Source organism: Streptomyces sp. HUAS MG91, from assembly GCF_040529335.1.
Lineage (GTDB): Bacteria > Actinomycetota > Actinomycetes > Streptomycetales > Streptomycetaceae > Streptomyces > Streptomyces tabacisoli.
The window spans coordinates 7,106,137-7,120,014 of sequence record NZ_CP159534.1; the positions used below are offsets into that span (position 1 = coordinate 7,106,137).

The 13,878-nt window shown below is 71.2% G+C and carries 10 protein-coding genes; 6 read left to right on the top strand and 4 right to left on the bottom strand.

All coding sequences use genetic code 11. The annotated features are described in order from the left end of the window. Nucleotides 1-2 precede the first annotated feature (2 nt). From ABII15_RS32195 to ABII15_RS32210, 4 genes are read right to left on the bottom strand one after another with little or no spacing between them, the layout of a single operon-like run. Nucleotides 3-863, bottom strand: coding sequence for a 2Fe-2S iron-sulfur cluster-binding protein (locus tag ABII15_RS32195; protein WP_353945795.1), 861 nt, complete (start codon nucleotides 861-863; stop codon nucleotides 3-5). After that, complete coding sequence (locus ABII15_RS32200) at nucleotides 860-2,665, bottom strand: NADH-ubiquinone oxidoreductase-F iron-sulfur binding region domain-containing protein (protein ID WP_353945796.1); 1,806 nt, start codon at nucleotides 2,663-2,665, stop codon at nucleotides 860-862. The genes ABII15_RS32195 and ABII15_RS32200 overlap by 4 nt, the downstream gene beginning before the upstream one ends. Nucleotides 2,666-2,667: 2 nt before the next feature. Then, on the bottom strand, nucleotides 2,668-4,623 hold the full coding sequence (locus ABII15_RS32205) for a molybdopterin-dependent oxidoreductase (RefSeq protein WP_353945797.1): 1,956 nt from the start codon (nucleotides 4,621-4,623) through the stop codon (nucleotides 2,668-2,670). Beyond that, complete coding sequence (locus ABII15_RS32210; protein ID WP_353945798.1) at nucleotides 4,620-5,600, bottom strand: 2-dehydropantoate 2-reductase; 981 nt, start codon at nucleotides 5,598-5,600, stop codon at nucleotides 4,620-4,622. Before ABII15_RS32210 ends, ABII15_RS32205 begins: the two co-directional genes overlap by 4 nt. Before the next feature lie 240 nt (nucleotides 5,601-5,840). On the opposite strand from ABII15_RS32210, the gene ABII15_RS32215 reads away from it, so the two are divergent. The 6 genes from ABII15_RS32215 (at nucleotide 5,841) to ABII15_RS32240 (ending at nucleotide 13,871) form a co-directional block, all read left to right on the top strand. Further along, nucleotides 5,841-7,199 (top strand): OFA family MFS transporter, encoded by a 1,359-nt coding sequence (locus ABII15_RS32215; RefSeq protein WP_353945799.1) that lies wholly within the window; start codon nucleotides 5,841-5,843, stop codon nucleotides 7,197-7,199. Between the two features lie 244 nt (nucleotides 7,200-7,443). After that, nucleotides 7,444-8,391 carry a beta-ketoacyl-ACP synthase III gene (locus ABII15_RS32220; protein ID WP_353945800.1) on the top strand — a complete coding sequence of 316 codons (948 nt, stop codon included), beginning with the start codon at nucleotides 7,444-7,446 and terminating at the stop codon, nucleotides 8,389-8,391. A 149-nt stretch (nucleotides 8,392-8,540) separates the two neighbouring features. Then, complete coding sequence (locus tag ABII15_RS32225; protein WP_353945801.1) at nucleotides 8,541-9,218, top strand: GntR family transcriptional regulator; 678 nt, start codon at nucleotides 8,541-8,543, stop codon at nucleotides 9,216-9,218. A 329-nt stretch (nucleotides 9,219-9,547) separates the two neighbouring features. Then, complete coding sequence (locus ABII15_RS32230; protein WP_353947267.1) at nucleotides 9,548-10,729, top strand: ROK family transcriptional regulator; 1,182 nt, start codon at nucleotides 9,548-9,550, stop codon at nucleotides 10,727-10,729. 225 nt (nucleotides 10,730-10,954) lie between these two features. After that, nucleotides 10,955-12,442 carry a sugar ABC transporter ATP-binding protein gene (locus ABII15_RS32235; protein ID WP_353945802.1) on the top strand — a complete coding sequence of 496 codons (1,488 nt, stop codon included), beginning with the start codon at nucleotides 10,955-10,957 and terminating at the stop codon, nucleotides 12,440-12,442. A gap of 406 nt (nucleotides 12,443-12,848) precedes the next feature. Further along, nucleotides 12,849-13,871 (top strand): ABC transporter permease, encoded by a 1,023-nt coding sequence (locus ABII15_RS32240; RefSeq protein ID WP_353945803.1) that lies wholly within the window; start codon nucleotides 12,849-12,851, stop codon nucleotides 13,869-13,871. Nucleotides 13,872-13,878 lie beyond the last annotated feature (7 nt).

Consider the following 13,878-nt stretch of genomic DNA (forward strand, 5'->3'; position numbering starts at 1 on the left):
GATCAGTCCCGGTTCTGTACGTGCTGGTAGCCGAAGCGGCCCTTGATGCAGAGGTTGCCGTGGGTCACCGGATTGTCGTGCGGCGAGGTGACCTTCACGATCTCATTGTCCTGCACATGGAGCGTGAGGTTGCAGCCGACTCCGCAGTACGCGCACACCGTCGTCGTCTCCGTCTGCGCCGACTCGTCCCAGGTGCCGGCCGCGCGCATGTCGAACTCCGACTTGAACGACAGCGCGCCCGTCGGGCAGACCTCGACGCAGTTCCCGCAGTACACACAGGCGGAGTCGGTCAGCGGGGCGTCGTGCTCGACGGCGATCCGGGCGTCGAAACCACGCCCGGCGACGGAGATCGCGAAGGAGTTCTGCCACTGCTCGCCGCAGGCGTCGACGCACTTGTAGCAGAGGATGCACTTGTCGTAGTCGCGCACATAGAGGTCGTTGTCGACCCGTGGTTCCTCACCGAGACGGGCCGCGTCCGGGCCGAACCGGGCCGGCTTCGCCTCGTACTCCTTCAGCCAGCCGGCGACATGGGGAGTTGTCGACAGATCCACACTCGACGCGAGCAGTTCGAGGACGACCTTGCGGCTGTGCCGGACCCGCTCGGTGTCGGTGCGGACCTCCATGCCCGGTTCGGCCCGGCGTGAGCAGGCGGGCGCCAGGGTCCGCGCCCCCTCCACCTCGACGACGCACACCCGGCAGGCGTTCTTCGGGGTGAGGGTGTCGCCCTGGCACAGCGTCGGGACGTCCTTCCCGGCGGCGCGGCACGCGTCGAGGAGCGTGGATCCCTCGGGCGCGCGCACCGGCTCGCCGTCGAGGGTGAACTCCAGCAGGCGCCGGGGGATCCCCAGCGGCACGGTCGTCATGATGCGTACGCCCCCAGGCGGTCGATGGCGGACTCGATGGCGTTCCAGGCGGTCTGGCCGAGACCGCAGATCGAGGCGTCCTTCATGGCCCGCCCCACCTCGCGCAGCAGCGCGATGTCGTCCTCGGCCGCGATGCCCCGCTTCTCGGCGATCCGGTGCAGCGCCTCCTGCTGGCGCACCGTCCCCACCCGGCACGGCACGCACTGCCCGCACGACTCCTCGCGGAAGAACTGGGCGATGCGCAGCAGGATCCGGGGCAGCGGAAGCGCGTCGTCGAAGGCCATGACGACCCCGGAGCCGAGCGTGGTGCCCGCCTCCCGGGTGCCCTCGAAGGTCAGCGGGATGTCCAGTTCGTCGGGGCGCACGAAACCGCCCGCCGCGCCGCCGAGCAGGATCGCGCGCAGCGGATTCGGGGTCCCGGCGAGGGCGAGCAGCTCGCCGAGGGTGGCGCCGAAGGGCAGTTCGTAGACGCCGGGGCGGGCGACGGCGCCGGAGACGCAGAACAGTTTGGGTCCGGTGGAGCGGCCGGTGCCGATGGCCGCGTACGCCTCGGAACCCAGGGTCAGGATCGGCAAGACGTTGACGAGCGTCTCGACGTTGTTCGCCGCTGTCGGCTTGCCGAACAGGCCCTTCTCCACCGGGAACGGCGGTTTGGAGCGCGGCTCGCCCCGGTACCCCTCGATGGAGTTGAACAGGGCCGTCTCCTCGCCGCAGATGTACGCGCCCGCGCCCCGCCGGATCTCGATGTCGAAGGCGAAGCCCTGCCCGAGGACGTCGTCGCCCAACAGGCCGCGGGCCCGGGCCTGTTCGACGGCGTGGGTCATCCGGGCGAGAGCGCGCGGATACTCGCCGCGCAGATACAGATAGCCGTGGTGGGCGCCGGTCGCGTACGCCGCGATCGTCATCGCCTCGACGAGCGCGTACGGGTCGCCCTCCATCACCACCCGGTCCTTGAAGGTGCCGGGCTCGGACTCGTCGGCGTTGCACACGAGATAGTGCGGCCCGTCCGGCTGCGCGGCCGTGGCCTGCCACTTCCGCCCCGTCGGGAACGCGGCCCCGCCCCGCCCGACGAGCCCGGCGTCCGTGACCTCCCGGATCACCCCGGCGGGCCCGAGCGCGAAGGCGCGGCGCAGCGCGGCGCAGCCGCCGTGGGCACGGTAGTCGTCGAGCGAGGAGGGATCGACGACGCCGACGCGCCGGAGGAGAACAAGCCCGGGATCACCGGCTTGCGGCAGTTCGAGCCCCTCCGGCGCTTGAGGAGCGGGGTCCGGGGCGGAGCCCCGCGACAGCGACACATGCTCGGCGGAACCGGGGTTTCCGGCCGCCACGCGCAGAGCGGCGGGGGCCCGCTCGCACATCCCCAGACACGGCGACTCCTCGACGGCAACCCCGCCCCGCGCCTTCAACGACGTACAGAGATCGGCACCCCCCACCCGCGCACACGCCAGATCGGTGCACACGTGCAGCACGGTGGCGGCTCGTGGCCGCACCGAGAACATGGAGTAGAACGTCGCGACCCCGTACGCCTCCGACGGCGGTACCGTCAGCCGCCGGCACAGATAGGCGAGCGCGCCCGCGCTGATCCACCCCACCCGGTCGTTGACGGCGTGCAGCCCCGGCAGCAGCAGGTCGCGCCGGTCGCGTGCCGCGCGCCCGCCCCTGGCCCAGCGCAGATCGGCGTCCGGCCGGTCGACCCACTCACCGGCGGGCGCCTCCCAGGCGGAGGCCGGCGGGCCGAGCAGCGCGTCGACCGCCGCCCGCTCCTCGTCCGTCGGCTTGCTGTCCCCGAAGCGCAGATCCACCGTCAGCCCCTCGCTTCCCGTGCGGTCAGCTTCTCGATCCGGATCGCCGACGCCTTGAACTCCGCCGTCCCGGCGATCGGGCAATTCGCCTCGATCGTCAGCGCGTTGGTGTCCACCTCGTCGGGGAAGTGCATGGTCATGAAGGCGAGCCCGGGACGCAGCCCCGGATCGACCCAGACCGGCGCGGTGACCACCCCGCGCCGGGACGACACCCGGACCTCCTCGCCGACCACGACCCCGTACCGCTCGGCGTCCTCCGGGCACAGCTCGACGTACTCGCCGCGGCGCAGCGGAGAGGCGAAACTCCCGCTCTGCACACCGGTGTTGTACGAGTCGAGGCGGCGCCCGGTGGTCAGCCGGATCGGGTACGCGTCGTCGGTCAGGTCGACCGGCGGATCGTGCTCGACGAGCCCGAACGGCGCGCGGCGGCCCCTTCGTCCGGGGTCGGTCTCCCACAGCCGCCCGTGCAGGTAGGACGACGGGAGTTCGTCGACGTCGGGGCACGGCCACTGCAGGCCCTGGTGCGCGTCGAGCCGGTCGTAGGTCATCCCGAAGTGGTCGGGGGACAGGGCGCGCAGCTCGTTCCAGACCGTCTCCGCGTCCGGGTACTTCCAGTCGTGGCCGAGCCGCCCGGCCACGTCGCAGAGGATGTCGATGTCCTCGCGCGCCTCGCCCGGCGCCCGCAGCGCGGCCCGCACGCGCTGCACCCGCCGCTCGCTGTTGGTGGTGGTGCCCTCGGTCTCCGCCCACGAGGCGGTGGCGGGCAGCACGACATCGGCCATCTCCGCGGTCCTCGTCAGGAAGATGTCCTGCACCACGAGGTGGTCGAGCGCGGCGAGCCGGCGCGCCGCCTGCTCGCTGTCGGCCTCCGACTGGGCCGGGTTCTCCCCGATGCAGTACACGGCGTGCAGGGAGCCGTGCTCCATCGCCTCGAACATGTCGGTGAGGGTCAGTCCGTAGCGCGGCTGGATGACGGTGTCCCAGGCCCGTTCGAACTTCAGCCGGTGCCCGTCGTCGAGGATGTCCTGGAAGCCGGGCAGCCGGTTGGGGATGGCGCCCATGTCGCCGCCGCCCTGCACGTTGTTCTGCCCGCGCAGCGGCTGCACCCCGGCGCCGTACCGGCCGACGTGTCCGGTGAGCAGGGCCAGGTTGATGAGCGCGCGGACGTTGTCGGTCCCGTTGTGGTGCTCGGTGATCCCCAACGTCCAGCACAACTGGGCGCGTTCGGCGGTGGCGTAGGCGCGCGCGAGATCGCGGATCGCGGCCGCCGGGACGCCGGTGACCTTCTCGGCGAGTGTCGGCGTCCACGGCTCGACGAGCGCCTTGAACTCCTCGAAGCCGGTCGTCGCCCGCTCCACGAACGCCCTGTTGTACAGGCCTTCGGCGATGATCTCGCGGGCGACGGCGTGCGCCAGCGGGATGTCCGTGCCGACGTTGAGCCCGAGCCAGCTCTCCGCCCACTCGGCGGTCGAGGTGCGGCGCGGGTCGACCGCGTACATGCGGGCGCCGTTGCGGATCCCCTTCAGCACGTGCTGGAAGAAGATCGGGTGCGCGAAACGGGCGTTGGAGCCCCACATCACGATCAGATCCGTGTGCTCGACCTCCTCGTACGAGGAGGTGCCGCCGCCCGAGCCGAAGACGGCGGAGAGGCCGGCCACGCTCGGCGCGTGGCAGGTCCGGTTGCAGGAGTCGACGTTGTTGGTGCCCATGACGACCCGGGTGAACTTCTGGGCCACGAAGTTCATCTCGTTCGTGGCGCGGGCGCAGGACAGCATCGCGAAGGAGTCCGGCCCGTGCGCGGCGCGCGCCCGCCGGAACCCGGCCGCCGCCGCGTCGAGGGCCTCGTCCCACGTCGCCTCCCGGAACGGCGAGCGACGGTCGCCGGGCACCTCGCGCAGCAGCGGGCGGGTCAGCCGGGTGTAGCTCTTCGGGGTACGGTCACGACGACTCCGCTTCATGCGGCGTCCCTCCTCATGCCGTGGGCGAGCAGATCGGAGAGGGCGTGCACGGTGCGCAGGGTCGGCACCTCGACGCCGGTGATGCCGGCCAGCTCCACCACCGCGGCCAGCAGCACGTCCAGTTCCAGCGGCTTTCCGCGCTCCAGGTCCTGGAGGGTGGAGGTGCGGTGATCACCGACCCGCTCGGCACCGGCGAGCCGGCGCTCCACGGAGATGTCCGGCCGGCAGCCGAGGGCCGCGGCGACCTCCAGCGTCTCGGTCATCATGATCCCGATGACCCGGCGGGTGCCCCCGTGCAGGCACATCTGCCGCATCGTGGCGCGTGCCAGGGCACTGATCGGGTTGAACGAGATGTTGCCGAGCAGCTTGATCCAGATGTCGGCGCGCAGGTCGGGCTCGACGGGACACTTCAGGCCGCCGGCCTTCATCGCGTCGCTGAACTCCACACACCGCGCCGACACGCTCCGGTCCGGCTCGCCGATGGAGAACCGGGTGCCTTCGAGGTGCCGGACGACGCCGGGCGCCGCCAGCTCGGTCGCGGCGTACACGACGCAGCCGATCGCCCGCTCGGGCGCGAGCACCGCACTGACCGCGCCCCGCGGATCGACGCTGTCGAGCCGGTGCCCGTCGTGCGGACCGCCGTGCCCGTGGAAGTACCACCACGGGATGCCGTTCTGCGCCGCGATCACGGACGTACGGGCGTGCAGAAGGGGCTCGATGAGCGGCCCGCACGCCGCGTACGAGGTGGCCTTCAGGCCCAGGAAGACATGGTCGACCGGGCCGATGTCGGCCGGGTCGTCGGTGGCGTGGACCCGGGCGGTGAAATCACCGCGCGGGCTGGCGACCCGTACGCCGTCGCGCCGCATGGCCGCCAAGTGCGGGCCGCGGGCGACGAGATGGACGTCGGCGCCCGCGCGGTGCAGGGCGGCTCCGACATAGGCGCCGATCGCTCCGGCGCCGAGGACTGCGACTTTCACTGGAGCGCTCCGTTCGGTCGAGGGTGCCGGATCCGCCCCGCTCGCACGGGCGGTGGCGGTCCGGAGGAGCCGAATCACGGGAATCGCATCGATCGAATATTGTCTACAGTATGGAAGTTGAGTCGACAAGGGTCCGCGCACGTGTGTGAGGTTTCCCTGTGTGAGGGTTCATTGCATACGGTCGACCGATTCGGTACGCCCTCTTTCCAACTCCCTTGACCCTGCCTACGGTTCTCGATCATGAGGCCCCCTGTTGCACCCCCCGGCTGGAGCCGCTGGCTCGTTCCCCCGGCCGCGCTCGCGGTCCATCTGTCCATCGGCCAGGCCTACGCCTGGAGCGTCTTCAAACCCGCCGTCGAGGACGCCCTGCACGTGAGCGGCACGCAGAGCGCGCTGCCGTTCCAGCTGGCCATCGTGATGCTCGGACTGTCCGCCGCGTTCGGCGGCACGCTCGTCGAGCGCAACGGGCCGCGCTGGGCGATGAGCGTCGCCCTGATCTGCTTCTCGTCCGGCTTCCTGATCTCCGCGCTGGGTGCGGGACTCGAACAGTTCTGGCTGATCGTCCTCGGCTACGGCTTCGTGGGCGGCATCGGCCTCGGCATCGGGTACATCTCGCCGGTCTCCACGCTGATCAAGTGGTTCCCCGACCGGCCGGGCATGGCCACCGGCATCGCGATCATGGGCTTCGGCGGCGGCGCGCTGATCGCGTCCCCGTGGAGCGCCCAGATGCTGGAGTCGTTCGGCTCGGGCAACGGCGGTCTGGAGCTGGCGTTCCTGGTGCACGGGGTGGTGTACGCGGTCTTCATGTCGCTGGGCGTGCTGCTGATCAGGGTGCCGGGAGGCGCACCTTCGGGGGCGCGGGACGGTGCCGCGGCCCGGCCGGTCCCCACGGGCCCGCAGGTGTCGGCGAACCAGGCGATCCGCACCCCTCAGTTCTGGTGCCTCTGGGTCGTCCTCTGCATGAACGTCACCGCCGGTATCGGCATCCTCGAAAAAGCCGCCCCGATGATCACCGACTTCTTCCAGGACTCCAGCACCCCCGTGACGGCCTCCGCCGCCGCGGGCTTCGTCGCCCTGCTCTCCGCCGCCAACATGGCGGGCCGCATCGGGTGGTCCTCCACCTCGGACCTCATCGGCCGCAAGAACGTGTACCGCCTGTACCTCGGCGCGGGCGCCGTGATGTATCTCCTCATCGCCCTGTGGGGCGACACATCGAAGCCCCTCTTCGTGCTCTGCGCCCTCGTGATCCTCTCCTTCTACGGCGGCGGCTTCGCGACCGTCCCCGCCTACCTGAAGGACCTCTTCGGCACCTACCAGGTGGGCGCCATCCACGGCCGGCTGCTCACGGCCTGGTCCACGGCCGGCGTACTCGGCCCGCTCATCGTCAACCGGATCGCCGACAGCCAGGAGAGCGCGGGCAAGCACGGCGCGTCCCTCTACGGTCTGTCGCTCACCATCATGATCGGCCTGCTCGTCGTCGGCTTCGTCGCCAACGAACTCGTCCGCCCGGTCCACGCCCGCCACCACCACGTACCCGCCCCGAGGGAGTCCGCCGATGACGCCGCCGCCACCGCCCGCGACCAGCAGCAATCCTCCTAGGCGCCGGGGTCTCATCACCTTCGCCTGGCTGTGGGTCGGCGCACCCCTCGTCTACGGACTGTACGAACTGGTGCAAAAGGCGACACAGCTGTTTACGGGCTGATCGGTCGGAACTCTCCAAGCCTTTCCCCGCATTCCTGTCGCATACGTCACCGGTTACTCGCCGGTCGCTGACCAGACTGGAATGTCCGCAGCTCGGACGGGGACACAGGGCCCGCGGGCAAGGCACATGAGGGGACCCTCCATGAACGGTTCGCGCATCGTCGGCATCGGCCACTACCAGCCGGCCAGGATCCTGACCAACGAGGACCTGGCGGGCATGGTCGACACCAACGACGAGTGGATCCGCTCGCGCGTCGGCATTCGCACCCGGCACATCGCGGGCCCCGACGAACCGGTCGACGAGCTCGCCGCGCACGCCGCCGCCAAGGCGCTGGCCGCGGCGGGCCTGACCGCCGACGCCGTGGACCTGGTCGTCGTCGCGACGTCCACCGCGGTCGACCGTTCGCCCAACACGGCGGCCCGTGTCGCCCACCGCCTCGGCGTCCCGTCCCCGGCCGCCCTCGACCTGAACGTCGTGTGCGCGGGCTTCACCCACGCCCTCGCCACCGCCGACCACACGCTGCGCGCCGGGGCCGCCCGCCGCGCCCTGGTGATCGGCGCCGACAAGATGTCCGCCGTCACCGACTGGACCGACCGCACCACGTGCGTGCTGACCGGCGACGGCGCGGGCGCCGTCGTGATCGAGCCGTGCGCGGACGGGACGGAGCCCGGCATCGGCCCGGTCCTGTGGGGCTCGGTCCCGGAGATGGGCAACGCCGTACGGATCGAGGGCGAACCCGCGCGCTTCGCCCAGGAGGGCCAGTCCGTCTACCGCTGGGCCACCCGCTCCCTGCCGCCGCTGGCCCGCGAGGCCTGCGAGCGGGCCGGACTCGCCCCGGCCGACCTCGCCGCCGTCGTCCTGCACCAGGCCAACCTGCGCATCATCGAACCCCTCGCCGAGAAGATCGGCGCCGTGAACGCGGTGATCGCCCGGGACGTCGTCGACTCCGGCAACACCTCCGCCGCCAGCATCCCGATGGCCCTGTCCAAGCTGGTCGAGCGCGGCGAGCTGGAGAGCGGGGCGCCCGCGCTGCTCTTCGGCTTCGGCGGAAACCTCTCCTACGCCGGCCAGGTCGTGCGCTGCCCGTGACGGACGGGATTCAGGGGTACCCGGGGCATCCGGATGTGACGAGGCCAACTGCCCCTAGCTGTAGCGATTGTGCTCGGTAAACTGTATTCCAAAGACAATCCGTCGGAATCGGCTCGCCGGAAGGTCTGAAGCCCAGGAGGGGGACCGCGATGTTGTCCACAGGACTGCCGCAGGGGGCCGTGCCCAAGCTCGAGCGCCCCGGACCGCTGCGCGAGCGGGTCTACGAGGCGCTGCTGGAGCTCATCACCACGCGCGCCCTGCAGCCCGGTCAGCATCTGGTCGAGAGTGAGCTCGCCGGACATCTGGGCGTCTCCCGGCAGCCGGTGCGCGAGGCGCTGCAACGGCTGAACACCGAGGGCTGGGTGGACCTGCGCCCGGCCCAGGGCGCCTTCGTGCACGAACCCACGGAGGAGGAGGCCGATCAACTCCTCGCGGTCCGTACGCTGTTGGAGGCCGAGGCCGCCCGGCTGGCGGCGGCCAACGCGGGCAAGACCGGCATCACCGCCCTGGAGGACCTGTGCGCCAAGGGTGAGCAGGCCGTGGCCGACGGGGACGTGGACGTGGTCGTCGCGACGAACGCCGAGTTCCACGCGAAGGTGATGGAGCTGGCGGGCAACGTCGTCCTCGCCGAACTCGCCGGGCAGGTCGACCGCCGGGTCCGCTGGTACTACCAGCCGGTGGCCCGCCAGCGCGGCAAGCAGTCCTGGATCGAGCACCGCGAACTCATCGCGGCGATCTCGGCCCGCGACGAGTCCCGGGCGACGGCGGTCATGCGCACCCACACGGAGCACACCCGGGAGACCTACCACCACCGCGACCGCGACTGACCTCCGGTCGGCACCCCGCGCCCGGCAAGGGGCGCGGGGAACTGTGCGCTCAGCCACCCCACAACCGCCACCGCACCACGACCGGCACCCAGCGAGCCATCGCCGCCCCCCGATAGGCATCCGCTGGGCCGGTCTGGCGTGTTCTCGACCAAGCTTTGTCCTGTGACGGGAGAAAGTCATGGGCAATTACTGCGCAACTTCTTCCCACCCCCGGCAGCCACTGCTACGTTCCCCATCGAAAGCCGGACGGAGCTGCCGGGTACGACACCGGCGGACATGAGCGACGGTCGGACGGAGCCCGAAGAGGCGGGGAGGGGCACGTGAGACGCATGACGGCTCGGCCCGCGAACGCGCACCAGGCACGACTTCTGCGGCTGCTGCGCGACGGAGGGCCCAACTCCCGTGCCCAGCTGGGCGATCAGATCGACCTCTCGCGGTCGAAGCTGGCCGTCGAGGTGGACCGGCTCCTGGAGACCGGACTCGTGGTGGCCGACGGCCTGGCCGCATCGCGCGGCGGCCGCCGCTCGCACAACATCCGGCTCGCGCCCGAACTCCGCTTCCTCGGCGTCGACATCGGCGCGACCTCGGTCGATGTCGCGGTCACCAACGCCGAGTTGGAGGTTCTCGGACACATCAACCAGCCCATGGACGTGCGTGAGGGCCCGGTCGCGGTCTTCGAGCAAGTACTCGCCATGGCGGCCAAGTTGAAGGCCTCGGGACTCGCCGAGGGGTTCGACGGAGCGGGCATCGGCGTGCCCGGCCCCGTCCGCTTCCCCGAGGGAGTCCCGGTCGCCCCGCCGATCATGCCCGGCTGGGACGGCTTCCCGGTCCGCGAGGCGCTCAGCCAGGACCTGGGCTGCCCGGTGATGGTCGACAACGACGTGAACCTGATGGCGATGGGCGAGCAGCACGCGGGCGTCGCCCGCACCGCCCGCGACTTCCTCTGCGTCAAGATCGGTACCGGCATCGGCTGCGGCATCGTCGTCGGCGGCGAGGTCTACCGCGGCACGACCGGTTCCGCGGGCGACATCGGGCACATCCAGGTCGAACCGGACGGCCGCCAGTGCGCCTGCGGCAACAAGGGCTGCCTGGAGGCCTACTTCAGCGGCGCGGCACTCGCCCGCGACGCCGAGGAGGCCGCCCGCGACGGCCGCTCGCCCGAACTGGCCACCCTGCTGGAGGCGTCGGGCCGGCTCAGCGCGTCCGACGTCGCGGTGGCGGCGGCCACCGGTGACGGCACCTCCCTCGACCTGATCCGCGAGGGCGGCAACCGCACCGGCCAGGTCATCGCCTCACTCGTCAGCTTCTTCAACCCCGGCCTGGTCGTCATCGGCGGCGGTGTCACCGGACTCGGTCACACCCTCCTCGCCGCGCTGCGCACCCAGGTCTACCGCCAGTCACTGCCCCTGGCCACCGGCAACCTCCCCATCGTCCTCGGGGAGTTGGGGCCCACCGCCGGAGTCATCGGCGGCGCCCGCCTGATCAGCGACCACCTGTTCTCACCCGCGTAGACACCCTCGCGGGACCGGCATCTCAGCACAGCGCTCTGCTCCGCCCTGCCCTGACGCACGTCGCTCGGCCGCACCATGCCCCGCCGCACCTCGCTTTGTCACACCCTGTTCCGCCCTGCTCTGCCCTGAACCCGGCCCGCACCCGTTCATAAGGGAACCGCCATGGCACCCACGGCACCATCGGCACCTCAGGCACCACCGGCATCAGAATCGCCGCTGCTCACCATGTCCGGCATCACCAAGTCGTTCCCCGGTGTCCGCGCCCTCGACGGCGTGGACCTGGAGGTCCGCGCGGGGGAGGTCCACTGCCTGCTCGGCCAGAACGGCGCGGGCAAGTCCACCCTCATCAAGGTCCTCGCCGGCGCCCACCAGCCCGACGAGGGGACCATCACCTGGCGCGGGGAAACGGTCACCCTGCGCTCGCCGATCGCCGCGATGCGGCTGGGCATCGCCACCATCTACCAGGAGCTGGACCTGGTGCAGCACCTGTCGGTGGCCGAGAACGTTCACCTCGGCCACGAGCCGACGGCGGGCGGGTTCGTCGTACGGCGCCGGGACGCCAAGGCGTCAACAGCCGCACTGCTCAAGCGACTTGGGCACGGTGAGATCGACCCGGGCACCCTGGTGGGCGACCTCCCGGCGGCCGGACAGCAGATCGTCTCCATGGCCCGCGCCCTCTCCCACGACGTCCGTCTGATCGTCATGGACGAGCCGTCGGCCGCGCTCGACCCCGACGAGGTCGACAACCTCTTCCGCATCGTCGCGGGACTCACCGCGGAGGGCGTCGCCGTCGTCTACATCTCGCACCGCCTGGAGGAGATCCGCCGCATCGGCGACCGGGTCACGGTCCTCAAGGACGGCCGCTCGGTGGCCGACGGCCTCCCGGCGAAGGACACCCCGACCCGCGACGTGGTCGCCCTGATGACCGGCCGCAACGTGGAGTACGTCTTCCCGGACCGGCCGGCCGCGGCCGCCACCGCCGAGCCGGTCCTGAGGGCACGGAACCTCTCCCGCGCCGGCGAGTTCGCCCCGCTCGACCTGGACGTCCGTCCCGGCGAGATCGTCGGCCTGGCCGGTCTGGTCGGCTCCGGCCGCTCCGAGATCCTGGAGACGATCTACGGCGCCCGGAAACCGACGTCCGGTCAGATCACCTTGGACGGAGGGGAGTTGCGTACCGGGAGCGTTCGCGCGGCGGTCCGCGCGGGGCTCGGGCTCGCCCCGGAGGAACGCAAGGCGCAGGCTCTGCTGATGCTGGAGTCGGTGACCCGCAACGTCTCCGTCTCCTCCATGTCCCGCTTCGCGCGCGGCGGCTGGCTCGACCGGCGCGGGGAACGGAAGGCGGCGCTGGAGGCCACCCGCGAACTCCACATCCGCCCCGACAACCCCTCGGTCCCCGTCCGTACCCTGTCCGGCGGCAACCAGCAGAAGGCGGTCCTGGCGCGCTGGCTGCTGCGCGGCTGCAAGGTCCTCCTCCTCGATGAGCCCACCCGCGGTGTCGACGTCGGCGCCCGCGCCGAGCTCTACGCCGTGATCCGCCGCCTGGCCGACGAGGGCCTGGGCGTCCTGCTGGTCTCCAGCGAGGTCCCCGAGGTCCTGGGCCTGGCCGACCGCGTCCTGGTCCTGCGGGAAGGAACGGTCGTCCACGAGGCCCCGGCCCGCGACCTGACCGAACACCGCGTCCTGGACCTGGTCATGGAAGGCACCCCAACGTGAACCTTCCGAACAGCCGACAGGAGTGCCCCGTAAGGGGCGCGGGGAACGGCGCGAGCAACCACATACAACCGGCACCCGACAGCCGAGGGAACGCTCCCGTAGGGGGCGCGGGGAACGGCGCGAGCAACCACATACAACCGGCACCCGACAGCCGAGGGAACGCTCCCGTAGGGGGCGCGGGGAACGGCGCGAGCAACCACATACAACCGGCACCCGACAGCCGAGGGAACGCTCCCGTAGGGGGCGCGGGGAACGGCGCGAGCAACCACAAACAACCGGCACCCGACACCCGACGGAACGCCCCCGCAAGGGGCACGGGGAACGCCGCGACCAGCCACAAACACCCCGCACTCGGCACCCGACACCCCACCCCCGAGCCGCACCCCACAAGAAGGGACCCGGCGCGATGACGCAGCCCGCCACACCCACCCGCCCGGCGGAGCCGAACCGCGCCGCCGTCACCAAATCCCGCCCCAAAACCCTCGGCGCCCTCCACATGGACATCCGCACCCTGTCCCTGCTCGGCGTCCTCGCCGCCCTGATCGTCATCGGCGGCATCACCCAGCCCGACAGCTTCCTGGACGGCGACAACGTCCAGCTGATCCTGACCCAGGCCTCCGTCATCGGCGTCGTCACCGTCGGCATGACATTCGTGATCATCTCCGGCGGCATCGACCTCTCCGTCGGCGCGATCGTGGCGCTCGCCAGCGTCTGGGCCTCCACCGTCGCGACCCAGGAGTACGGCTTCGTCGGCATCCTGTTCACGGCGATCCTCGTCGGCGTCGGCTGCGGCCTGGTCAACGGCGTCCTCATCGCGTACGGCAACATCGTCCCCTTCATCGCCACCCTGGCGATGCTGGCATCGGGCCGCGGCCTCGCCCTCCAGATCACCGACGGCAAGACCCAGATGATCACGGTGGACTCCGTGCTGAAGCTGGGCGAACGCGACTCCTACATCCTCGGCATCCCGCCGCTGGTCCTCGTCTTCGCCGCGGTCACCGTCATCGGCTGGCTCGTCCTGAACCGCACCACGTTCGGCCGCCGCTCCGTCGCGGTCGGCGGCAACCCCGAGGCGGCCCGGCTCGCCGGCATCGACGTCCGCCGCCAGCGGCTCTACCTGTACCTGCTGTCCGGCCTGTGCTGCGGCATCGCCGCGTTCCTGCTGCTCGTCCTCGCCGGATCGGGCCAGAACACCAACGGAAACCTGTACGAACTCGACGCCATCGCCGCAGCCATCATCGGCGGCACCCTGCTCACCGGCGGCCGCGGCAGCATCGTCGGCTCCGTCCTCGGCGTCCTGATCTTCATCACGATCCAGAACATCTTCGCGCTGAACAACCTCGAGACCGCGACCCAGCAGATCGCCAAGGGCGCGATCATCGTCGCCGCGGTGCTGCTCCAGCGACGTACGGCCAACACCACTTCATGAGTTCGGA

Excerpts from the sequence above, each read along its gene's own strand:
- ABII15_RS32195 (WP_353945795.1), bottom strand. The coding sequence starts at position 863 with ATGACGACCGTGCCGCTGGGGATCCCCCGGCGCCTGCTGGAGTTCACC.
- ABII15_RS32205 (WP_353945797.1), bottom strand. The coding sequence starts at position 4,623 with ATGAAGCGGAGTCGTCGTGACCGTACCCCGAAGAGCTACACCCGGCTG.
- ABII15_RS32215 (WP_353945799.1), top strand. The coding sequence starts at position 5,841 with ATGAGGCCCCCTGTTGCACCCCCCGGCTGGAGCCGCTGGCTCGTTCCC.
- ABII15_RS32220 (WP_353945800.1), top strand. The coding sequence starts at position 7,444 with ATGAACGGTTCGCGCATCGTCGGCATCGGCCACTACCAGCCGGCCAGG.
- ABII15_RS32225 (WP_353945801.1), top strand. The coding sequence starts at position 8,541 with ATGTTGTCCACAGGACTGCCGCAGGGGGCCGTGCCCAAGCTCGAGCGC.
- ABII15_RS32230 (WP_353947267.1), top strand. The coding sequence starts at position 9,548 with ATGACGGCTCGGCCCGCGAACGCGCACCAGGCACGACTTCTGCGGCTG.
- ABII15_RS32235 (WP_353945802.1), top strand. The coding sequence starts at position 10,955 with ATGTCCGGCATCACCAAGTCGTTCCCCGGTGTCCGCGCCCTCGACGGC.
- ABII15_RS32240 (WP_353945803.1), top strand. The coding sequence starts at position 12,849 with ATGACGCAGCCCGCCACACCCACCCGCCCGGCGGAGCCGAACCGCGCC.